The organism is Micromonospora sp. NPDC049171 (assembly GCF_040648275.1).
Taxonomy (GTDB): Bacteria; Actinomycetota; Actinomycetes; order Mycobacteriales; family Micromonosporaceae; genus Micromonospora.
This window is the reverse complement of the sequence record NZ_JBEZDJ010000003.1, coordinates 258,057-280,274: the sequence shown is the minus strand read 5'-3', so window position 1 is coordinate 280,274 and position 22,218 is coordinate 258,057. Positions and strand designations below refer to the sequence as shown.

The following is a 22,218-nucleotide window of genomic DNA, read 5'->3' as shown; positions in this document are numbered from 1 at the left end:
ACTCATTTGATGACTGGACCGGATCTCGACCCCGAACAGTATCCGCCCATCGACCCGCGTGAACCGGTGCCCGACGACGCGGCCGTCCTTCTGCCTGACACGCCGGACGAGTTGCCCGAAGCCCCGGTCGAGCCGATGCCAGACGACGGCGGTAACGCCGGCGGCGTGCGCGAGCCGGCATAGATCCGTCCGCGATCGAGCGCGACACCAGCCCGGCCGCCGATGTCGGCGCCAGCGGCGCTCAAGATGTCGGGGCACCGCCCACCGGATCCGCATACGCCGCCGGCGACCGCGAGCCCGGTTCGGGGGAGCGGATTGGGAGCAAACGGGGTGCCCTGAACGGCCTTGAACCGCACCCAACGACGTCCAACATTCCTCAACCGCACCCGCCCCTGCCAGCCCTTTCAGGCTGGTGACCTCTTCGGATCGCGCCTCGTCCCGGCCGGCGCCGCTCGACTCGGCGACGCCAAAGGCGGCGATCTCCTCAGTCGCTCGGTAGGCCGCGCGCTGATCACCTTGGCGACACGTGAGATCGGTAGACCGCCATAGCGCAGGAGCAGGCGGCAACTCCGAATACCCGCAAGGTTGCGCTGCGGTCGGCCATGGTGATGAGCCCCGACCGCGGCGGGGTGTTCGACGTGCTGAGCTGGCTGGCGCGCCTCGGGCTCGGCGGGCCGGTCGCGGGCGGTAGGCAGTATGTCTCGTGGATTCACGAGACGGACTTCGCCCGCGCAATCCGATTCCTGATCCAACGCGACGACCTCACCGGGGCGGTGAACCTGGCGGCACCCGGCCCGTTGCCACAGCGGGAGTTCATGCGGGAGTTGCGTTCGGCCTGGCGGATGCCGGTTGGCCTGCCGGCCACCAGACGGATGGCTGAGGTTGGCGCGTTCGCGATGCGGTCGGACACCGAACTGCTGCTGACGAGCCGGCGAGTCACCCCGGGGCGGCTCTCTGCTGCCGGATTCACCTTCAGCTATCCGCAGTGGCCGGCCGCGGCCGCGGACCTGGCGTTACGGCGCCGGCGAGGCTAGCAGGACCGCTCGGCGCGCCGTTCATCGTGGCGGTTGCTTCGAGCAGCATCTTTCTGGGCGGAGCGGCAGATCCGAATAGCTCATTCGACTGCTTTGGTGGCGATCTCCGCTGGTGTGAGGGTGGCGTCGATGGAGAACAGCTTGCTCTGAGAGCGGTAATGGTTGAGGGTGACTGCCGCCGCGGGTCGGTAGGACTGCAGGCCTGCGGTGATGCGCTCGGGTGTGTCGTCGTGGCGTTGGACCAGTGTGCCTCCGCAGTGGTCGCAGATGTTGGGGCGCGTGGGGGCGGCGCTCTCGGTGTGCCAGGTTCGGCCGCAGTCGCGGCAGGTGCGACGGCCGACCAGGCGGTGCAGGACCTCGACGTCGGGCAGGACGATGTCGATCGCTCGGTCGATTGGCGCGCCGAGGTTTGACAACAGGGCGTCGAGTGCCGCTGCGGTGATGGCGTGGTTGGGGAGGCCGTCGAGGACGAAGCCAGCGGCGACGTCGGGTTGGGCGAGGCGGTTGCGGATCATCGAGAGGAGCACCTGTTCCGGCACGAGTTCACCAGCGTTCATGTGCTGCAGGGCCTCGAGCGCGGCTGGGGTACTCGCCCGAATCTCGGTTTGGACTATGTCCGCCAGGCTGATGCGGGGAACGCCGAGACGCGCGGCGATGGTGCTGGCGATGGCCTTCCGGTCGGAGCCGGGTGGTCCGAGAACGGCCAGGCGCATCGGCGCAGCATATCGCTGTAGCCCGATGGCCTGTCGCCGGCCGGGTGGCTGCAAGAGGTGGTACTCGACGACGCTCAGCCCCTGCAGGACTACGGCTGTTTTTCCGGAAGACCCCTTCGCGGTGTGCCGTGCTCGGGATGGCGTGGAATCCTCGCCGCGGCCCGAGTGACTGCGCGTGGATGGCCCACGGAAGTGCCGAAGAGCAGGCGCTCGTCGAACGGCTCAACGCCCAGCACGAGTTGGCGCCGCCTGCTCCATCACGCCGTCTCGCCGGGGCCAGGCAGGCCCGCCCCGCCGATGCGATGTTCTTCCTGTACGGCTTCCTCCACGAATGCCCTCAGTATCGGTAGTGGCAGGACAGCGTCGGTCAGCAGGACCTCGGCGCCACCGGCGCTTTCGTCGGCGAACGTGACAGTCACGAGAGCCGGACCCAGCTCGCCGTCCACCAGCTCCGCCAGCTCAAGCGCCGGGCCGTCATGCCGCATAGCGTCGTGGTAGGCCATGACCTGGAACCGCCGACCGCCGTACTCAAGGGACATCGTCACCGGCAGACCTTCGCACGACGGGACGCGCGGCACCGGCGCCGCGCGCTGGGCAGGCCGGGCTCAACGCGTGGTTCCCCCGGTCCCACCCCGGGTGTCCGCCCGGTCGCGGCGAGAAGCGTGTTCCTGGGTCGGCCAGCGTTCGGGCCGGGACGGCGAGATCGGATGGTCGGGTGCGGTGCGGGATTCCCGGATCTCCTACTCTCGACCGCGTGGAGGTCGCTGAGATCCGCAGTTATCCGATCAAGTCGATGCTGGGCGAGGCGGTGCCGGCCGCTGAGGTGGGTGAGCGCGGCTTGCTCGGTGATCGGCTGTGGGCGGTGCGCGACCCGGACGGCAAGTTCGGCAGCGGCAAGAGCACCCGCCGGTTCCGCCGGATGCCGGGCCTGTTCGGGCTTCGGGCGTACGCGGCGACACCGGCTCCGATCGTCGAACTGCCCGACGGTCGTCGTTTCGGGGCCGACGATCCAGACGGGCACCGGGCGGTCGGTGAGGTGCTCGGCCGGACGGTGACGCTTGCCCCGGAGGGCGTTGTCCCGCACCACGATGAAGGCCCGGTCAGCCTCATCACCACAGCCGGGCTGCGCCGTCTGACTGAGCTGAGCGGCGGCGAGCCGCAAGGTACGGGCGTCGACCCGCTGCGGTTCCGGGCCAACCTCCTGATCGATGTGCCCGGCAGTGGCTTCGTTGAGGACGGCTGGCTGGGGCGCCGGCTGCAGGTCGGGCCAGAGGTGGTTCTGCGACCGGTCAGGTCGCTTACCCGCTGCGTGATGATCGACATGGCACAGGATCGTGTCGACGAGCGGAACGACCTGCTCAAGATCCTCGCTGACTACCACGAACTGACCTTCGGGGTTGTAGCAACGGTCGAGCAGCCGGGCCGGGTCGCCGTTGGCGACGTGTGCCTGTGGAACTGACTGGCGCAGAGACCTGCGGTGATGGGGGTGACCTCTTCGGCGTCCCCGAGCAGGTCAGCCGGTTTGCTCCCGGCTGTCAGTCGAGCGGCGTCCGCTCATGGCCGAGATGAGTGCGTTCACGCCGAGCGCCAAGGTAGGCGCCGGCGTCTGCGATACGACGCCGCTTCCAACAGGTGCCGCGTCGCCGCCCGGGCGTGAATATGTCAGTGTGGGGATTCGCCGGATTGAAGTGACGCCGGCTGGTCGATCAGGCCGCCAGTCGGTCGGCGAGCTGCCGCGCCAGGTCGGGGTGGACGACGACCGACAGGTCCAGGGGCCAGCCGCAGGGCGGCCCGGTGCCGCCGCCCGGTGAAAGCCATTGGCCAACATGCGGTTACAGATGTCGGATCGGTCGATGACGCAGCGTGCCGAAAAGGGTTTGATCGAGTTCGATGCCGGGCATCCAGTTTGGAGGTACGCGACATCGAACGCTCGCAACAGCGCCGCCAGCATGGGGCCGAAGCAGCCAAAGATCTCCACCAACTCGCGACACGCAGTGCTGCACTCGACTCCAGCGGGAGATTGTGATGACGACACGCAAGCCCGTCGACCTGGTGTTCGTACACGGGCTGTTTTCGTCGCCCTCGACCTGGCAACCGTTCGTGGACCTCATCCAGGGCGATGTGGAGCTGGCGTCGTTCGTCAGCGTACATACGTTTCGGTACGAGTCGCCGCCCATCAGGGTTCGGATCGACCGCCGCATCGCCGAGGTCGACGACATCGCCGACCGACTGTGGACGTACTACGAGAACGAGTTACGAGACGCCGCGTCGATCGTGTTCGTCACCCATAGCCAAGGTGGCCTCGTCGTGCAGCGACTGCTGGCCCGGCAGGTGTGGCGTGGTCGCGCTGACAAACTCAGCCGGATCAAGAACATTGTGATGTTTGCCTGCCCGAACTCTGGAGCGGAGTTCCTGCTGTCGGTGCGGAGATTCGCGTTCTTCGCCTCAAGAAATCCTCAGGAGCGACAGTTGCGCCCCTTCGATCGGGTCGTTTTGGAGGCACAGGAAACCGTTGTACGGGCGATCGTGCAGGCCCAGGGCGTCAGCAAGACCGAGTGCTTCATCCCGCTCGCCTCATACGGTGGCGTCAGCGATCGGATCGCCCCGCCGATCGTCACGTCGATGCCGTTCCCCGCGAATGGCGTCGTCGACGGTGACCACTTCTCGATCATCAAACCGACAAGCCGGGAGACCTCCCAGTACCGAATCGTCCGGAGGGCACTGCTCGCCGCTGGCGAGCCGGAACAGCCGCCTGCGAGTTCCTCGGACACTTCCTCCGAATGGCAGGTGCGGGCGTCGGTCACTCCGCCCTATGGCCGTAGGGACACCCCTTTGCAGGGGCGAGCAAACCTGATGCGATCGATCGAGTCGCCCAATCCGCCACGGAGGGTCCATGTACTGGCGGGTCTGGGCGGCTCGGGTAAGAGTCGCCTGGCGTTGGAGATCGCTCATCGGGCGGAGGCGACCGGCTGCCGGGTGTGGTGGGTCCCCGTGACCCGCATCAACTCCTGCATGCGAGAGGTGGCCGTGCGACTGGACGCGCCAGAGGTCGAGATCGAACGCGCCTGGGTGGGTTCGGCAAGCGCGACCGATCTGGTATGGCGCCTGCTCAACAGCCAGGAGGAGCCCTGGCTACTGGTGTTCGACAACGCCGACGATCCCGGGCATCTGGCGCCCTACGACGGGCCGGTGTCGGACGGCAGCGGGTGGCTCAGGGAGCCGACAATCGCCAAGGGCAAGGTCCTGGTGACCAGCCGCGACCGGAACGAATCAACCTGGGGAACGTGGAGCGCAGTGCACCATGTGTCGCCGTTGCAGGAGAGCGACGGCGCGGCTGTCCTGCTGGACCGGCTCCGACCCGAGGTCAGCGGGCGTTCCTTCGAGGAAGCCCGGAAGCTGTCCGCGGTGCTGGGAGGTCTCCCACTGGCGCTCCGCGCGGCAGCCGACTACATCAACGACGTCAACACCAAGAAGATCTGGGGCTCTGACTCCGCTGGCATACGGGATCTGGCCACCTACCGGGCAGAGGCTCGTCGGCGTCTCGAATCAACGACCAATTCGGACAGTGGTGACCTCAACGAATCACTTGGTTTGGAAATGGAGCATGTGTTCGGGCTGTCCCTGGAACTTCTGACGGAACGCGGTGTGACTCTGGCGCCGCGGCTGCTGAAGCTGTTTGCCTGCCTGAACATCGCCCCAATCCCGTATCACGTGCTGCTACGGCAGGACGTGGTGGCAGAGTCGCCGCTCTTTCACGGCTCGAGCCTGAAGCAACGAATCGCGGCGCTCGGCGGCCTGGCCGACCTCGGCCTCGTGGAACCCCATGTGCTGCCGGACGTCAACGACGAGGAACTGGCGCAGGTCCTGTCTCTGCATCCACTCGCTCACGGGGTCCTTCGACAGGACAAGGAGGTCAAGCAGCGACGCCTCGACTACTACGGGCTCAACGTGCAGATGCTCCTGGCGATGACCAAAGGTCTCGATCCGGATTACCCAGAGAGCTGGGTCATGTGGAACGTTCTCGCACCGCACGCGGTCAGTCTCGTACCGGCCACGCTCCTGCAGGGCACCTGGCCGCGGGACCGACAGGTCACCGCATCGGCGCTGGAACTCGCCCGGCTCACCGCCCGTTACCTCATCGTCACGGGCCTACTGGGACCGGCGCAGGATCTCATCGACTCCCTGATTTCCCAGTGTCACGTGTTTGGTCTTGATCGCGATGACCGCGAGATATTGGCGCTGCGCCACGAGGAGGGCCGCATCGCTCTCGACCGAGGCGAGCCAATGGCCGCGGAGGAGAAGCTCCGGCAGGTGATCGCCGGACGCACCCAGATTCTCGGTGAGGACCACGCTGACACCCTCGCCAGTCGACACAAGATCGCCAAGGCAATACTCGAGCAGGGCCGCTGGGCGGAGGCAGAGCCACTGCTGCGCTCCATCGTCAATGCGGAGAACTCCGTCCGCGGCCGGGAGCACGCGGACACCATGGTGGTGCGGCACAGTCTCGCCCGGGCCATCCTCAACCTGGGTCGCGCCGCCGAGGCGGAGCAAATGATTCGGGAGGTGCTGGACATCCGAAGGCGGATCTGGTCGCCGACCACGCCGGAGACGCTCTTCGTCCGCCGCACACTCGCGAAGAGCCTTGCCGAACAGGGAAAGGACGCCGAGGCCGAGGCCGAGGCGAGGGACGCAATCCGCGAGGCCGGTGACCGTTGGCACGCTCCGGCGGTGATGCACCTGCGATACATCCTGGCGGTCGCCCTCGTCCACCAGGGCAAAGAGGCAGCCGCCATTTCCGACCTGAGCCAGCTCCTCGTCGATCGGATCAAGGCACTGGGGCCGGGCCACCCGGAGACGGAGCGCACTCGGGTGTTGCTGGCCCAGGCAAAGGGCATCCCGCCGGATCAGACGGACGGCTCGTCTCGTCAACCAGGAGCGGCTGCCCGGCAGGCACCCATGCCGAGGACCACCGCGGAGGACTCCCCTGTCGTGTTGCCGACAGATCGAACCGGGGAGGATCACCGGAACGTCTAGCTACCAGACAGCCCCGTGCACGCTAGCCTCAGGTATCAACATCAGCCGATTCGCGAGTACTGGGAGACCAGATGACGATACCCAACAGCCAGAACGAGTCCAGCTCAACCTGGGCTTCCGGGCCGGCAGTCGATGACGCTCAAGCGCAGACTTCACGCCTCGAAGTGGCCCGGCGGATCGCCCGAGAAGCACTGGAAGCGGATCGCCAGGCAGTTGAACTGGACGCCCGATTTGCCTTTGGCGTCAACAGTAGATGAAGAAGCTTCCCAAGCGGCCTTACCGCCGAAAGTAATATGACCAAGCGGGAATCCCATGCAGCACCATGTGTGTAACGGGGTACGCGATATGGCCTGTTTGGTCGCACCGCCAGCGCAAAACCTAGCCGCCGGCACGGCTCCGGCTGCCCCGTCGACGTGCGCACTCCACATCCAGATGGCGACATTGACGCTCATCATGGGGTATCCTGCGGTCATCGCAGGTTCTACGAGAGTGCGGTGATCAGTGTGATCGACTCCGTATCCCATGACTCGTTTTTCAAGTCCGTGACGATCGACCACTTTGATCGAGACTGCATATCCGATCTGGCGGCAGGCAGAATTGCCGCCATTCGAGTCCCGGATCTACTGCCCCGCTCGATTTGCGAAGAAGTGTTTCAGGCGCTTACCCAAGCGGAATTCGAATCGTACGGTCAGGAGCGGGTCTATCCCACGGTCCTACGCTTCGGCGTCGGCGTCAGCGACCACAGACACGAGGGTGCAGTTGCCGACTCGTACTGGCCGGCCGTCAGGGAGAATGACGAGAGGTGGCGCAGTCTCGGGTTGTCCATCGACCCATTTGAGCTCTGCCGCAAGGCGATCGGCACCGACTGGCCCGGCGGCATCGCTGTCGGCCGCAGCGGTGGCCGGCAAATGTGCCCCGGAGTCGCCCGCGAGCCCAATGGCGGGTTTCAGGTTCACTTCGACAACGTGTTGCGTGAATTCAAGGGCAACCTGCTCGACGCGAACATAATCAGTCAGTTCGCCTTCAACCTGTACCTCAGCATGCCCGATGACGGCGGTGAGACGGTCGTGTGGAGGCATCGTTGGAGCCCGGCCGACGAGGCTTTCAGGCTGCCCAATTCGTACGGCTTCTCGGAGGACGTGGTAGCTGGCGCGGAATCGTTCGTGCTAAAGCCGGCAGTCGGTGAAGGTTTGCTGTTCGACCCACGTAACTACCACGCGGTACGACCCAGTCGTGGCGCGCGACGCATGGCGCTGGGAATGTCGATCGGCCTGAGTGACACTGGTCAACTTCTTACCTGGGGGTAGCGGGCCCGGACAGCGGAGATCCCCATTGACTCCCCCTCCGGGGGAACATTACAGTTGCGAAATGGAAATTCTCCGCTACACCGCCTTCGCGAATGATTCTCGGGGCGGAAATCCGGCCGGCGTGGTGCTCGACGCAACCGGGCTAGATTCCGAGAAAATGGCAGAGATCGCGGCCGAGGTGGGTTATTCCGAGACGGCCTTCCTTTTTCCCGTGGCCGGCGAACACACGGTCGCCCGCTACTTCAGCCCGCGCATCGAAGTCCCGTTCTGCGGTCATGCGACGATCGCAGCCGCAGTGGCCCATGCGCGACTCAACGGCCCTGGCGTTCTGCACCTGGCGACGAAGGCCGGCCACATCGAGGTACGCACCTCGATCGAACCGAGCGGATCGGTCTACGCCACCCTGGTGAGCGTGCCACCGCGGACGGCACGCATCCAGGACGACGATCTGACAGCCCTCTTGGCGGCGCTCGACTGGTCGCCAGACGAACTTGACCCTGGTCTTCCTCCGCTTGCTGCCTACGCCGGGGCCTGGCATCCCGTCATTGGCGCAGCCAGCCGCGAACGTCTGGCCGATTTGCGGTACGACGAAGCCGCCCTACTGGACGTCATGGAGCGCAACGACTGGGCGACCGTCGACCTGGTCTGGCGCGAGTCCGAGCATGTCTTTCACACTCGGAATCCCTTCCCCACCGGGGGGGTGTTCGAGGACCCGGCGACGGGTGCCGCCGCTGCCGCGTTCGGCGGTTACCTCCGCGAGCTGGGCCTCGTGCGACCGCCGGCGCGTGTCACCATCCACCAGGGTGTCGACATGGGGCGGCCCGGCGTCATCCTTGTCGACGTGCCCGCCGAGCCGAACAGCGGCATAGCGGTTTCCGGGACGGCAGTCCAGCTGTAACGGGTGCGGGCAATGCCCGCACCCCTCACCTCAGCCGCAGCCCCGGGGCGATGTCAGTCAGCGACTTCAACAACGATCTCGATCTCGACAGGTGCGTTCAAGGGCAGGATCGCAACCCCGACGGCACTGCGTGCATGACGGCCGGCATCGCCGAAAACGGCTACGAACAGGTCGCTGGCTCCATCTATTACGCTTGCCTGCTGGGTAAAGTCGTCAGCCGACGACACGAAACCCAGCACCTTCACGACCCGGGTGACCTTGTCGAGGCCCACTGCGGCGTCTACCGCAGCGAGGGCAGCCAGGGCGCAACGACGGCTTAGCTCCTTCGCCCGCTGCGGCGTCACCTCTGCGCCAACCCTGCCCGTCTCGACGACCTCGCCGTCCACCATCGGCACCTGCCCGGCGACGAAGACGAGGTTGCCCGAACGAACCGTTGGGACGTAGCTGCCCCTCGGTGGACTGACCGCCGGAAGCTCCAAGCCGAGGTGGGCGAGGCGAACTGACGGGCTTGTATTGGCCTCCACGTCGCGCAGCATCGTGCTGAACCTACCCCTTCGTGAAGCTCTAGGGCTTGATCACCTGTCGTCGATCTGAAGCACGACCGGGCCCACCCTAATAAACGCCACCGAGGCGGATAGGACGTGGTACAGGAAGATACCCGAAACAGTCCTCTCCATGTCACCAGTCGAGTGGCTCGACAGCCCGTCCGCGATCATCGTCCAGTGTGGCGCTTCGTCCAGGCTGACTCGGTGCCGTCGCTGCGACGACCGCCACCCAGACTCGCGTCAAAAGCGTGCCCAGGAACAGCGTCAGGCCTCCGATCAGCACCCCCCGCAGCCATGCGCGGTCGCCGATCAGGCCGCCGAGCACCAGGACCACGCACAGAAGCTCGCACATCAACAGCGACGCGACGGTCAGGACGTAGACACGGACCCGGGGCTTGGTCCAGAAGTACCCGCCCTTCGGCTTCTCACGTCGCGACGGCCGATGATCACGGGCCAGCACGTCCAGGTAGCGGGAGTCGAAGATCATGGCGAGCAGGACCACGGGCAGGACCTGCGCCAACGTCGCGTAGAAGTCTCTGAACACGTCCCCACCCATCGGCGTCACGTGAGTGGGCAAGCCTAGGGCTCATCCTGGCCGACACCTATCAGATCGCCGACAGTCACGACGATCAGGCCGGGCCCAGGCCGCCGTGGACACACCTTTCGCGGGCTGCCCAACTGCACCGTTCGGCGGCGCAGGGTGAGAATCAGGTCGGCTACTGGCAGGGCCGTGGTAGCTCAGCCGGCGGCTGACGCGTACCCAGGTTGTAGGGGGTGGGTCCAGACGGGCGCCGGACCCACCCCCTACGCGTCAGGCGACGCGGTTGGCGGTCCAGCGGTGGCTGGGTTGCGTGGTCGAGCAGGTCGCCAGGACCAGCACAGTGTCGGACGTGGTGCCGTTGTTCTGCGAGCCGATACAGGTGCCGGCGGCCGTGCGGATCTGGTACGTCAGGCCGGCGAGCACGGTGAAGGTCCACCGTTGGGCCGCCGTGCCGTTGCAGGTGACCTGCACTATCGGCGTGCCGGCCGTGGTCGCGCCGCCGAGCGGGCTGAGGCACTTGTTGGTGACCGCGCTGGTCACCGTGTAGGTGCCGCCCGTCGCCGTGGTGAGCTTCCAACGCTGGTTCAGCGAGGAATTGTAGAACCACTGCTTGATCGGGGCGTTGTCGTTCGGGTCGAAGGCGAAGAGGTCCATCGCCAGGTTGCGGCCGTCCGAGTGCAACAGGTCATTGTTGAACACCAGGGTGGCGCCCGTTTCGACCGCGCCGGCGGCCGCCGAGTTGCTGTTGGTGGTCACCGACAGGGCGACCGAGTTCGCCGAGGTACGGGTCACTCCGTTGTAGGTAAGGCGGCTGCGGACCGTGTAGGACGCGGTGCTGTTCGTTGCCAGGCCGGTGACCCGGGCGCTGGTCTTCCAGCCGGGCACGGTGGTCACCACGGTTCCGTTGCGCAGGATCTGATACTCCAACGACCAGTTGCTGCCGATCGGGTTGACCGTGGGGGTCCAGGAGAAGGCGATCGACGTGCCCTCGACGTCGACGGCGCTCAGCAGTTGGGGTTGCAGCGCGGGGATCGTGGTCTGCGTCGTCGTCGACGAGCCGGCGGCCAGGTAGAGGCTGTCGTAGGCCACGTTCCAGTGGGTTGGCAGCCAGCTACCCTGCGGGTATATGCCGAAGTAGTCGTCTCGGTTGCAGTCGAGCAGGCGTTCGGCCATCGGATCGGGGCACGCCCAGCTGGTTCCGTTCTCGCCGCAGAGGGTTTCGAACCCGTCGCTGCAGTGCCAGTCGCCGTCCCAGTTCGGCATTCCCTGCCGCATGCCGCGGACCGAGTGGGCGAACTCGTGCGTGACGGTGTGACCGCCGTAGCAACCGGGCGAGATGGAGGTCCACATCGCGTAGTTGTTGTTGAGGTTGGACGTGCCGGGGCTCAGGTCGTGCGGCACGTCGACGACGTCGGTGTACGCGCAGCTGGTCAAACTCTCGGCGAAGACAACGTAGTTGCGGTTGTTCGCGGTCAGCCCGAAGCCCTGGAGCGTGGCGCGCCAGGCCCGGAAGTCCGCGTTGGTGCTGCCGGCGGGCACCTGGATGGTGATGATGTTGACCTGGCAGCCGGTGGCGCTGGTGACGAACTTCAGCCACCGCTGCGCGCCCTCGCGACGGGCGCTGTCGTTGACGTTCTGCTGGGCCACCCAGGCGGCGAGCCGAATGTGCGGCTCGCGCTCGGCGAACCTGTTGGGAGTGCCCGCCTCGTAGGCGTAGACCATCTGGAGGCGGTTGCCGTCGGTGCCCGTACCGACGCACTGCACCGGCGGCGCGGCGGCGACCGGGCCTGCGGCGGCGGCGGCCGGAGCCGCAGGAACCACTGCGATCGCGCCGGCCGCCAGCGCTGCGACCGCGAGGCCCCGCAGCCACCTTCTCACTGTCGTGTCTATCGATGTCATTCTTGCGATCCTTCCCCGCGACTCACCCGGGCGCGCACGTACGCCACCTCGCCGGAACGACGAGGACGTCCGCTGATGACCTAGAAAGTTGCGCCCGCGCGGCAGTCGCTTGTGGACTACCAACGGCAAGAGATCCCCCGTTGGATCGATGGGCGTAACTGTAGCCTACGTGCCCTGCGCTGACGACATGAAGAGCGGGGCGACCAACATCGCGTCGATGAGCCGCATCCGTCGCGGCGGGCGCCCGAGACCGGCGATCGTGGTGACGATCAGCGCGCCTCGCCTCTGAGCGCGATGCCGCACTCTGTGCTGGCGGCGAGGACGCGTGCTCCAGACAGCCAGTCGACCAGGTCATTAGCCATGGGCAATTCCAGCGTGATCGAGTAGACGACACATGTCGTGGAAACCCTCGGCGCAGGCATCCACGACAGCACCATGTCGGCCGGAGGTCTTCGCGTACTGCAACAGGAAGTACGGATCGACGAGGTCGGGGGCATGGATATTGGCCTCGATGACCTCGCCGCCTGCCGAATTCTCGAACCGGCAGTGCTCTCCGTGCGGGTACAGGTACCAGGTCGCGCCGTGATATCGCACATTCCCCGGGGGGTCCGTGTCGACGTCGCTCACCGGTGACGAACCAGCCTCCATCTGCTCGACGAGTGCGGCTGCCACCCGGCGGAATTCGGCGACAAGGTTCTCCAGAGCTGGGCGTACGGTGGCGGCTTCCGAGTCGCTGACGAGCTGCAGCACAGTGACGATCGGCCCCTGGCGTCCCGCGGAGGCGAAGACGGCCATGTCGGGCTGGAGCGCAACCCGTAACGTCCGCGCAGCGGCCGTGGCAGCCGGCATCGTGACGGTCTCGTCAAGGACGACGACCAGACCGCGACCGCGGGCGACCCGCCGGCGAAGTTCGGCGGGGTCCGCTACCCCCGCGGCAATCGCACCGGCCCCTGATTCCATCCGGAAATGTTAACTCGAACGCATTCGCCATTCGGCATGGCCGAGCGTGGCCGAACGGCCGGCGGACGTCGCCGGTGAACGGACGCGACGACCGGACAGCTGCCTGGCAAGTGGCGAACCCACTCCGCCGCTGCCAGAGGTCGTACCGTCCTGGTTCAATCCACAGGACAGGCGGGCACGACAGGCGGAGGACCAATGGGCAGCTGGGGAAACGGCAACTTCGACAGCGACACCGCGGCCGACCATCTGGGAACCGTGACCGACCGACTCATCGCCGAGGTCGCCAAGGCGATGTCCGGCGACCCCGTCGAGATCGAGCCCGACGAGTACTGGGGTGTCGCCGTGCCCTGCAATCTCGAACTGCTCCACCTCATCGCACAACAGAACTACGTCGGGGCCAGCCTGCCCGACCCGGCCACCATCGCCGGTTGGAAAACCACGTTCCTGACCGTCTGGGACGAGGCCATCGACGACCTGGAGCCCACACCTGACCACAAGGAACAGCGGCGCGCCCACCTCGTCCGAACCTTCGACCAGCTCGCCGCACTCGCCATGGACGACCAGGCGTAACGCCCCGGGGACTCCGCACCACCCACCTCGGGGATGGGCGCTCCTCGCTGGTCGATCACGTCCATCGATGGTGCTGACGGCGGCACCGACATACTAGGAGTCCTCGATCCGCAGGCAACCTGCGCGGCCGTCGGCGGATAGAAACGCGAGTGCCACCGGAGCGGCACCGAGGTTGAGATAGAACGGTGTCCAGTTCGTCGCCAGACGCAGAAGGGGCCGCCACGGTCCACCCGCAGGCCAGTCGTCCGGGTCGAGCGGCAGGGCCGTACCGCCGATCTTGTCGTAGTCGATCGCTTGGAAGTAGCGGTCCCGATCTTCGGACGACAGTGCCAGGTAGACGTCGGACAACAGGGGTTCGGCATCCTCGTCGCGGACCAGGTCGACTGTGTACTCCGCGGGTGATCCATCGTCGTGATAGAGCGTCGGGCCGCTGGCCAGCGGGACGGTTGGCCCGGCGAAGGCACCGGGCTGGACGACCACGGCGTTCTCGCCCCCGTCGGCGAGGATGACGTCCGGGTCGAACTCGTCGGCGTCGCGTCCGTGGCCCCCGTGTGTGACGAATACGTAGGCGAGCCGTCCGGGGTCGTCGCCGATGAGTTCGGGTTCGAGCACTATCTGGCACAGGAAACGCATCGGCGTGCCCCAGGCCGCGCTGACCGGCCACTGCGGCGGCCCGAGCCAGGTGGGCTGGCCGCCGAACTTGGTGATCGGCTCGGTCACGGGCGTCTCGGCGCGCCGGTAGTCCACGATTCGCCAGGCGGCAACCATGGCGCGGACCATAGCAGCGGTCCGTCCTGGGAACCGGCCGCACATCCGGGCGATGCGGCAGAACGCCAAGCCAGATGCGGCCGTGCTGCCACCGATTCTCGCCGTTCTGGACGATCGCCGGCCGATCCGGCGCCCGGGACAGGGACCGGGGCGAGGAGGTGGCCGCGCAGATCCGGGCGAGTACGGCCTACCGGCGACATCGGATAGTGGGTGTGTCGGAACGCAGTGCGGTGTGTGACCTCGGCTTCGGCTTCCCTCGCCTTCACATGGCAGGCTCGGTCCGTGATCGATGACTTCGCGAAGGACTACCTGCACGAGGAACTGCGGTTCACGCGTCAGGCGCTGGTCTGGAAGCTCGACGGCCTGTCCGAGTACGACGTCCGGCGGCCTCTCACGGCGACCGGCACCAACCTGCTCGGCCTGGTCAAACACATGGCGACCTGGGAGGCCAGATACCTGGGAGAGATTTTCGACCGCCCGTTCCCGGAGCCGCTGCCCCGATGGCAGGATGCCGATGGCAGCGACCTGTGGGTGACCCAGGACGAGACCCGCGAACACGTCATCGGTTTCTACCGGCGCGCCTGGGACCATGCGGACGCGACGATCAGAGAGCTTTCTATCGACTCACCCGGCCACGTGCCGTGGTGGCCGCGCCCCGACGTGAAGCTGTTCAACATCATGGTCCATGTCCTCAACGACACCAACCGACATGCCGGACACGCCGACATCCTGCGTGAGCAGCTCGACGGGCGGACTGGGGTGGCAGCCGGGCATGAAGAGCGGGTCGACCCGGCGGCCCGGGAAACTCACCGGGCGAAGGTCGAGCGGGCGGCCCAGGAGGCGGCCCTCGGTTCGGATCGTGCTGGCCTGTCCGGGGCGCACGGTGCGATCGGTGCTGCGTCCTGATCGACGGGACCTTCGTGGTCGCCGTGTTTGTGTCCCAAAGCTGCTGGCGTCCGCTCATGCCGCGATCGGGCACCCGCCCGGCGGGGAGTCCGGGCGGGCCTGCCGTAGGCCGGCCCGTTGGAGCACCTAGTTGTCGCCTCGGTGTCCGTCGCGGACCACCGCCAACCCGCCGACCCGGGTCGTGATGCCCGCCGGCCCGCTTCGGGCCGAAGCGAGCACGCTGGCCGGTCGACCGAGGGTGTCACCCTGCTCCACCTCGATCGTGATGGTCTGTGCCCCTGTCGTGTCGAGCAGGTGGGCAGCCAGACAGCCGGTGCTGTTGGCGTTGGCGACGTCCTCGTCGACACCGATCGCCGGCGCGAACATCCGCGCCGCACCCGGGCGGTCGCCCACCGGCGGTACGTACACGAAACAGCCGAGGAGCCCGTACCGCCGGCACGCCGCTGTCAGCCTGCCGAGGTGCGGGCGGACTCGGAGCAGCGCTGACCGGTCGGGGACCGGTACCAGTATGCGTGGTGCGCCGGGGGCGGCGATCCGTGGCGCGTCGGTCGGATGCGGGTCGGCCGCGCTGAGTCCGAGTGCGGCGACGATCGCGGCGCGCTCGTCCGGTGCCGGGTGACGCAGCGCGACGAGGCCCTGGTCGAACCACACCTCGATGCCGGCGGGGCGGCGGATCGCGACGGTGTCGAACGTGCGCCCGCCGCTGTGTTGGCGGTCGTTCAGCTCGCCCAGCGCGGTGCGGGTCAACCGGACGGCCTGCGCGGCAACGGTGCCGTGGCCGCAGCCGGACAGCTCGGCGGTGGCGGTGAAGAACCGGACCGGCCAGCCGCCGTCCGACGTCCGCCCCGGGCCGAGGAATGCCGCGTGCGAGGTGCCGGCCGCGGCAGCGACCGCACGCCGATCCGCGTCCGTCGCCGCCGGGTCGTCGTCGGTGACCGCAGTGGGGCTGCCGCCCCGGCCGTCGCGCCGCACGCACGCATCAACCACCGTGACATCCGGCCAGGGCATGGGCCCACCTCTGACGCTCAACGAACCGGCAATCGCAAACGGCGTCTGCCGATAGCCGGACGTGCCCGCAACGGCCGACCGAACGCGTCCCGGAGCGTACCGGCCTGAGACGGACGAGCCGGCGGTAGTCCGTCCGGGTGATCAGCGTTCATCCGCTGCGGCCGGCGCGATCTGGTCGAGGTGTGCGCCGACGGTGACCCTGGCGGTTGCGTTCGAGGTCCGGCCGGGGCGCAGGAGGGCGTGCAGGATCACGCCGTCGACGAGAGCGTAGAGACGCTCTGCCTCGACCTTCTGATCGAGACCGGGTCGGAGCGCACCGGCGTCGGCCAGTCGCCGGACCATGGTGGCGAAGGCGTCGGTGAGGCGTTTGTCGATGTCCTTGCGCAGGCCGGCCAGGGTCGGTTCGACGACGGCGCGTGCCGTGAACGCGAGCCACACTTCGCACTCGCCGCGCCGTGGCCGGTCCAGCGGCAACATCTCGTCGATCATCGACCGGACCACCGCACGCGGGTCGCCCGTGGTGTCCACGGCCTGGATCCGCTCCTCGATCCGTTCTCCCACCAACCGCAGGGCGAATCCGAGGAGTTCGGACTGGGTGGTGAAGAAGTGGCGCAGCGAACCCATCGACAGGCCGGCCTCGCGCGCCACGTTTCGCACCGATGCCTGCTCCAGCCCGTCCCGCAGCACGACTCGCCAGACCGCTTCGGCGAGCTCGGTCCGTCGGGCCTGCGCATCCACCAGCTTCGGCATTACCCTTTTATAACACAGTCGTGCTAGCTTCTTGTTGCTAACACAACTGTGCTAGATAACGGGGGCATCTGTGGCACGTCGAGAACACGCCTGGCTCACGGCAACGGTGGTCGGCTGGATCGCACTCAACGGCGCGGTACTGCTCCTCGCGCCCGGCGACACCCCCTTCGACTGGCCGGCGCAGCACGACCCGCCATCCGGGCCCGGCCAGGTGATCGCCGCTCAGGCCACCCTCGTCGAGTTGGCACTGCTCGCCGCCATCGGATACGCGCTCACCCGTGGTCGACCCGCACCGATGATCGCCGAGCGCGCACCGACGCTCTCGACCGCTCGCCGTGAGACAGGACTCGTCCTGGCGTACGGTGTCCTCGCCCAACTCGGTGGCCTGCTCATCGGCCGAGGGCTCGGCTGGCACCCGATCGGCTTCCACCTGGCCGGCACGCTCGTCGGTGCCACCGATCCGGTGGGGCCCGCCGAGGCGGTCGGCTGGGCCACGTACAACGTCGTGGTCTACGCGCTGGTGCCACTCCTGTGGTTCCGGCGGCGCTACACCGCCCACCAGATGTGTCTGCGCTCGGCGGATCGGCGTGGCGACGCCATCCTCATCCTCGCCGTGCTGGTCCTCGAATCGCTCGCGCAGTGGGCGGTGCTCGGCCACGCGTTCGCCGGGCTGGCCCCGGGTCAGCTCGCCGTCGGAGTGCCACTGACATTCCTGCTGTACCTGGCTGGCACGGTGCTGCCCACAGTCATCTTCGTGCAGAGCGTCCTCGTCCCCCGATACGCCCGGCTGACCGGCTCCACCACCGCGACAGTCGTCCTCGGCGGCCTGACGTACGCGGCACTGCACGTGTTCGAGGGCTGGGGCAGGTTCGGGTCGCCGCGCGAGGCCACGCTGACGATCCTGTTCGTGCTTCTCATCTACACACTGCCCGGCGCGTTCAAGACCTGGCTCACCGTCCGGACCGGCAACGCCTGGGTGCACGCGTGGGCGTACCACGCCTTCGCGCCGCACACGATGCACGACACCGGGTTGATCGTTCGGATCTTCCGCCTCTGAAATGTGCGGCCCGGCCGCCGCGGTATCGCCGGATCGTGCGACAGATCCCCTAGGCTGCGGCTCACCGACGACTGCATCGGAGACAGCGGCGATGGCAGACCAGCAGACGAGCGCGCAGAGTTTCGAGGACGGCCGGGCTACCTTCAGCCGCATGTACGACTACCTCCTCGGCGGTGTGCACAATTTTGCGGCCGACCGCGAGGCCGCTCGACAGCTCCTGCGGGCATTTCCGGATGCGGCGGACACCGCCCGGTCGAACCGCCTGTTTCTGGCACGTGCGGTGCGCACACTGGCCGAGGTTGGCATTCGACAATTCCTCGATCTCGGCTCTGGCATCCCCACCCAGGGCAACGTGCACGAGATCGCTCAGGCGATCGACCCGACGATCCGGGTTCTCTACGTCGACATCGACCCGGTGGCGGTCGTCGCCTCCAACCACATCCTCACGGGCAACCCCACGTGCCGCGCAGTCGAGGCGGACTTCACCCGGCCCCAACTGCTCCTCGACGCACTGACCAGCGGCGACCTCGCCACCGTGATCGATCTGGGCCAGCCCACCGCGTTGCTGTACTGCTCCGTCCTGCAACTGGTCCCACCCGACCTGATCGACGGTGTCGTCGCGCCGATTCGCGACCGGCTCGTGCCCGGCAGCGCCCTGACCATCTCCCATCCGGGCACGGCGGTGACCGACGGGTACGACGAATCGAGCGTCTCGTCGGTCGCGGAGGTCTACCGCACCACGGCGGCTGCCGACATCGTCCTGCGCTCGGACGCCCAACTTGCCGCCCTCTTCGGCGGCTTTGACCTCATCGAGCCGGGGCTGGTGTCACTCAACCAGTGGCGACCGGAGCTTGGCGAGCCGGACCCCTACGCCGCCAAGTCCATGCTGTCCCCGATGCGCGGGGGAGTAGCCGTCCTGCACGCCTGAACGTGGTCGCCGACGCCGTGGCGGCACTCGCAACGTGGGTAGCGCGCCGGCACAGTATGGGCAGCGGCTACCGATGTCACCGCGGGCGGCGGAGGCCAGGGTGGGCGTATGGCCTTTTCGCCGTCGTTCGCCCTCACCCGGGCCGAGGACCAGCTCGTGTTGCAGGTGTCGGTCAGCAACCTGCAGCCGCAGCTGCGCCCCGGCCCACCGACCGGTTACGACCTGAAGCTGGTTGCCGGCGCCGCACAGGGGCACCTGTGGGTGCGCTTCCCCCCGCAGCAACTCCTGGAGAACGCCGCCCGGGGCGCCAGCCCACGACTGGTGCAGACCAAGCCGATCTTCACGCCACCCAGCGACGTGGTGCTCGTGGTGCGCCCGTCGGACGGCCCGATCGACCTGTCCGTCGCCAGTATCCTGGCCGCGATCTCCCGGCTGGAGATCGTCCCCGGTGAACAGGGCGGCGCGGTCGAACCGCTCGACGTCCGGCCACCCCGGCCGGCCACCTCGGCGTACCACCTGGTCGCGGCCGCGATGGCCGCGCAGGTCGGCCGGCCCGTGGACCCGGCCGCGGCGGAGGACCGGCGCCAGGACCGCGTGGCCCGCCGGGCCGCTGTCAGCCCACCACGATCCGGCGGTACGTCCAGCGCCCGCGCCGCCAACGCCGCGCTGGTGCCCGCCCCGCCGCCGGGCTTCCCGCAGGCGTCGCAGTTCCGCCTGCCCTACCTGCTCAACCTGCAGTCCCCCGGTGGCCACGTCCGGCTGCGGCACGCCGCCGCGGCCCGGGTGAACGCCGGCCGCACCGCCCTGTGGAGCACCCGGCTGGAGGTCACCTCGGTGGACTTCTCGGCCAGCGCCGAACTGCCACTGGCGGCGCGCTTCACCCACACCCCGCAGAGCGGTGCGCCGCAGCCGGGGTGGGCCGACGACGTCGACGACGCGCGGCTCAAGAACACCCTCCGGGCCGACCTGTGCGTCGAGATCTCCGAGCAGTCACGCACCGTCGCGCCGGCCACCGTGCGGCGGCTCGCACTGAGCAGCCTCGGTGGCTGGCTCAGCGTGCGGGGTGACTGGCCCGACCCGCCGCCGGGCTCCACGCCCGAGCAGATCGCCGCCACCGTCGCGCAGTGGCGCCACGACACGTCGATGGGCCGCGACCAGGCGCAACGGATCGTCGTGGTGGGCCGGCTCTACCCGTTCGGCCACCGGGCGATCTTCACCGAGGAGACGGTACGGCGCTTCGAGAGCGGCAGCACCCGGGTCGCCGCGCTGCGCACCGCGGCGACCATCCTGGTCACCGATCCGCAGATGCCGTTCGTGTCGCCCGCCACGTCGGTGGACGACGTGGGCGGCGACGCTCATCGGCGCTGGCCGTTCACCCGCGTCGACGTCGTCACCACGGTGACCCCGCCGCTGGAGGCCGTCCAGCCGCCCGGTGGGATGACCGGCTCACGGGTGCTGCGGCTGGACGCCGCCACACCGTTCGCCTATCAGCTGGTCGGCTACGACCAGGAGGGCAGCCCGGTGCCGTTCGCGCTGCCGCTGCTCTTCGTGCCCCACACCGCCTCCGATGCGCAGGCCCGGGCGTTGTGGGACACCCTCGGCGGCGGAGCACAGGTGCCCGAGAACGTCTTCCGGACCATCCAGGCCGGTGGGCTGCCGCTGGCGGTCGCCCCGATGCCGGAGCCCGGATCGGCGGCGACCCGGTCGGCGGCCGGCCCGGAGGTGCCCACCCCGGAGCAGGCCACGACGGTGCTCGCCCGCAAGGTCGACCTGGCGCTGGACGCCGCCACCGGGCTGCCCGTCGCCCAACAGATCATCGGGCGCGTCGCGGGGCTGGACCGCTACGCGCCGGGGGCGAAAGAGGCGGTGTTGCAGTACGCCGCGCCGTACACCCAGGCGCTCTTCGACGGGGCGAACGCCCAGGGACAGGTCTTCCTGAAGCTGGTCGGCGAATCGCCGGCGGTCGGCCTGGCGCAGCAGGCCACCGGCGGGCTCGCCGCCCTCAGCCTGAGCACCTCGGCGATCTCCCGGCAGTTCGGGGCGCTGGCGGGCGCGAACCTGACCACCCTGGCAGCCGGGGCGGTGGACCTGTCGTTCCTCAAGGACGCCGACAAGCTGCTGGGTCTGGCCAGGCTCAAGGATCTGCTGCCCACCGACGAAGGCATCGTCCGGGAGCTGGGCAAGGCCTACAAGATGGTCAGCGACCTGGTCGACGGCGTCGCCTCGCAGGTGTTGACCTGGGACACCAAGCTCTTCGGCGACAAGCCGCAGGCCCGCTTCCACCAGGGCTTCGTGGTGCTGCGGCCGGTGCGGGAGAACCCCGGTGACGCCAACCAGGCCACCCTGCGGATCACCCAGACCACCGAGGTGGACACCGCCCGGCTGGAGACCCGGTCCACCAGCGAGTGCGTGGTCCAGCAGGTGGAGTTGCAGATCCACTCCACCACCACGCCGGCCTTCGACACCGTGCCGCTGCTCAGCGTGCCGATCAGGAGCATCCGGTTCACCAGCAGGGACGCCGGCAAGCCCGACGTCGACATCAAGCTGGGTGCGCTGCGCTACGGCCAGGTGCTCGCCTTCATCGCCACCCTGGCCGAGTTGGTCGACCAGGAGGGCTTCTCCGACCCGCCGGCGCTGACCGTGACCCCGACCGGAGTGCGGTCCGGCTTCAGCTTCCCGGTGCCGTCGCTGGCGATCGGCGTCTTCGCGCTGGAGAACATCGCCATCTCCGCCGGCGCGGAACTGAACTTCACCGGCGACCCGTACCCGCTTTCCTTCGATCTTGGCTTCTCCACCCCGGACAACCCGTTCCGGCTGACCATCGCCGCGCTCGGCGGGGGTGGGCACCTCGCCATCGGCGTGGCCACCACCGGTCTGATCAAGCTGGTCGGTGCCCTGGAGTTCGGCGCCTCGCTCTCGGTCGACCTGTTCGTGGCGCGCGGGTCGGTGGAGGCGATGGGCGGTGTGCTCTTCGACATCGACGCCAGCAAGGACATCGCCCGCATCGGCGGCTACTTCCGCATCCGCGGAGAGGTCGAGGTCCTGAGCATCATCAGCGTCTCGATCACCCTGACGCTCACCCTCGACTACGACCTCGACTCCAACGAGCTGTACGGCTACGCCGAGATCGCCGTGGAGATCAAGGTGCTGTTCTTCAGCGAGTCGGTGGTGGTGCCCATGGAGCGCCGCTTCGCCGGCCCCAGCGCCGATCCGACCTTCGCCCAACTGATGGCGCCGACCGGGCGGCCCGGCCCGCGCCCGTGGGACACCTACTGCGCCGCGTTCGCACAGGAGTAGACG

General features: G+C 68.1%; 21 protein-coding genes. 11 read left to right on the top strand and 10 right to left on the bottom strand.

The window, feature by feature from the left end; genetic code table 11:
- Positions 1-9: 9 nt before the first annotated feature.
- Together AB0B14_RS05680 and AB0B14_RS05675 are read left to right on the top strand one after the other, a co-directional pair.
- Positions 10-183, top strand: a complete 174-nt coding sequence (locus tag AB0B14_RS05680) for a hypothetical protein (protein ID WP_357064785.1) — start codon at positions 10-12, stop codon at positions 181-183.
- A 425-nt stretch (positions 184-608) separates the two neighbouring features.
- Positions 609-1,034 carry a DUF1731 domain-containing protein gene (locus AB0B14_RS05675; RefSeq protein ID WP_357064786.1) on the top strand — a complete coding sequence of 142 codons (426 nt, stop codon included), beginning with the start codon at positions 609-611 and terminating at the stop codon, positions 1,032-1,034.
- A gap of 80 nt (positions 1,035-1,114) precedes the next feature.
- Here AB0B14_RS05675 and AB0B14_RS05670 read toward each other — a convergent pair whose 3' ends face one another.
- A complete protein-coding gene (locus tag AB0B14_RS05670; protein WP_357064788.1) occupies positions 1,115-1,747 on the bottom strand; it encodes a nucleoside monophosphate kinase in 633 nt (210 codons plus the stop codon).
- Between the two features lie 257 nt (positions 1,748-2,004).
- Positions 2,005-2,292: a hypothetical protein gene (locus AB0B14_RS05665; RefSeq protein WP_357064789.1), complete on the bottom strand. Its 288-nt coding sequence runs from the start codon at positions 2,290-2,292 to the stop codon at positions 2,005-2,007.
- Positions 2,293-2,501: 209 nt separating this feature from the next.
- Here AB0B14_RS05665 and AB0B14_RS05660 point away from each other — a divergent pair, with 209 nt between their 5' ends.
- Positions 2,502-3,206, top strand: coding sequence for an MOSC N-terminal beta barrel domain-containing protein (locus AB0B14_RS05660; RefSeq protein WP_357064790.1), 705 nt, complete (start codon positions 2,502-2,504; stop codon positions 3,204-3,206).
- A gap of 566 nt (positions 3,207-3,772) precedes the next feature.
- Entirely contained in the window at positions 3,773-6,781 is a 3,009-nt protein-coding gene (locus tag AB0B14_RS05655; RefSeq protein ID WP_357521536.1) for a tetratricopeptide repeat protein, read from the top strand.
- 152 nt (positions 6,782-6,933) lie between these two features.
- Here the strand turns inward: AB0B14_RS05655 and AB0B14_RS05650 are convergent, their stop codons facing one another.
- A complete protein-coding gene (locus tag AB0B14_RS05650) occupies positions 6,934-7,236 on the bottom strand; it encodes a hypothetical protein (RefSeq protein ID WP_357521534.1) in 303 nt (100 codons plus the stop codon).
- Between the two features lie 39 nt (positions 7,237-7,275).
- Here AB0B14_RS05650 and AB0B14_RS05645 point away from each other — a divergent pair, with 39 nt between their 5' ends.
- A complete protein-coding gene (locus tag AB0B14_RS05645; RefSeq protein WP_357521532.1) occupies positions 7,276-8,088 on the top strand; it encodes a hypothetical protein in 813 nt (270 codons plus the stop codon).
- A gap of 61 nt (positions 8,089-8,149) precedes the next feature.
- Complete coding sequence (locus AB0B14_RS05640; RefSeq protein WP_357521530.1) at positions 8,150-8,986, top strand: PhzF family phenazine biosynthesis isomerase; 837 nt, start codon at positions 8,150-8,152, stop codon at positions 8,984-8,986.
- Between the two features lie 53 nt (positions 8,987-9,039).
- Here the strand turns inward: AB0B14_RS05640 and AB0B14_RS05635 are convergent, their stop codons facing one another.
- From AB0B14_RS05635 to AB0B14_RS05620, 4 genes are all read right to left on the bottom strand, one after another.
- Positions 9,040-9,522, bottom strand: a complete 483-nt coding sequence (locus AB0B14_RS05635) for a RidA family protein (RefSeq protein WP_357521528.1) — start codon at positions 9,520-9,522, stop codon at positions 9,040-9,042.
- A gap of 142 nt (positions 9,523-9,664) precedes the next feature.
- Positions 9,665-10,075, bottom strand: a complete 411-nt coding sequence (locus AB0B14_RS05630) for a hypothetical protein (RefSeq protein ID WP_357064800.1) — start codon at positions 10,073-10,075, stop codon at positions 9,665-9,667.
- A 267-nt stretch (positions 10,076-10,342) separates the two neighbouring features.
- Complete coding sequence (locus tag AB0B14_RS05625; protein ID WP_357521526.1) at positions 10,343-11,971, bottom strand: RICIN domain-containing protein; 1,629 nt, start codon at positions 11,969-11,971, stop codon at positions 10,343-10,345.
- 354 nt (positions 11,972-12,325) lie between these two features.
- Positions 12,326-12,931 (bottom strand): hypothetical protein, encoded by a 606-nt coding sequence (locus tag AB0B14_RS05620; protein WP_357521524.1) that lies wholly within the window; start codon positions 12,929-12,931, stop codon positions 12,326-12,328.
- Positions 12,932-13,126: 195 nt separating this feature from the next.
- On the opposite strand from AB0B14_RS05620, the gene AB0B14_RS05615 reads away from it, so the two are divergent.
- Positions 13,127-13,501 (top strand): DUF4259 domain-containing protein, encoded by a 375-nt coding sequence (locus AB0B14_RS05615; RefSeq protein WP_357521522.1) that lies wholly within the window; start codon positions 13,127-13,129, stop codon positions 13,499-13,501.
- 93 nt (positions 13,502-13,594) lie between these two features.
- Here AB0B14_RS05615 and AB0B14_RS05610 read toward each other — a convergent pair whose 3' ends face one another.
- Positions 13,595-14,269 carry a hypothetical protein gene (locus AB0B14_RS05610; protein WP_357521520.1) on the bottom strand — a complete coding sequence of 225 codons (675 nt, stop codon included), beginning with the start codon at positions 14,267-14,269 and terminating at the stop codon, positions 13,595-13,597.
- Positions 14,270-14,551: 282 nt separating this feature from the next.
- Between AB0B14_RS05610 and AB0B14_RS05605 the strand changes: the two genes are divergently transcribed.
- Positions 14,552-15,175 carry a DinB family protein gene (locus tag AB0B14_RS05605; protein ID WP_357521655.1) on the top strand — a complete coding sequence of 208 codons (624 nt, stop codon included), beginning with the start codon at positions 14,552-14,554 and terminating at the stop codon, positions 15,173-15,175.
- Between the two features lie 126 nt (positions 15,176-15,301).
- Here the strand turns inward: AB0B14_RS05605 and AB0B14_RS05600 are convergent, their stop codons facing one another.
- Positions 15,302-16,183 (bottom strand): PhzF family phenazine biosynthesis isomerase, encoded by an 882-nt coding sequence (locus AB0B14_RS05600; protein WP_357521518.1) that lies wholly within the window; start codon positions 16,181-16,183, stop codon positions 15,302-15,304.
- A 141-nt stretch (positions 16,184-16,324) separates the two neighbouring features.
- Positions 16,325-16,933: a TetR family transcriptional regulator C-terminal domain-containing protein gene (locus AB0B14_RS05595; RefSeq protein ID WP_357521515.1), complete on the bottom strand. Its 609-nt coding sequence runs from the start codon at positions 16,931-16,933 to the stop codon at positions 16,325-16,327.
- A 70-nt stretch (positions 16,934-17,003) separates the two neighbouring features.
- On the opposite strand from AB0B14_RS05595, the gene AB0B14_RS05590 reads away from it, so the two are divergent.
- The 3 genes from AB0B14_RS05590 (at position 17,004) to AB0B14_RS05580 (ending at position 22,215) form a co-directional block, all read left to right on the top strand.
- A complete protein-coding gene (locus tag AB0B14_RS05590; RefSeq protein ID WP_357521513.1) occupies positions 17,004-17,990 on the top strand; it encodes a hypothetical protein in 987 nt (328 codons plus the stop codon).
- A 91-nt stretch (positions 17,991-18,081) separates the two neighbouring features.
- Positions 18,082-18,918, top strand: coding sequence for an SAM-dependent methyltransferase (locus tag AB0B14_RS05585; protein ID WP_357521511.1), 837 nt, complete (start codon positions 18,082-18,084; stop codon positions 18,916-18,918).
- 108 nt (positions 18,919-19,026) lie between these two features.
- Positions 19,027-22,215: a hypothetical protein gene (locus AB0B14_RS05580; RefSeq protein WP_357521509.1), complete on the top strand. Its 3,189-nt coding sequence runs from the start codon at positions 19,027-19,029 to the stop codon at positions 22,213-22,215.
- Positions 22,216-22,218: the final 3 nt, after the last annotated feature.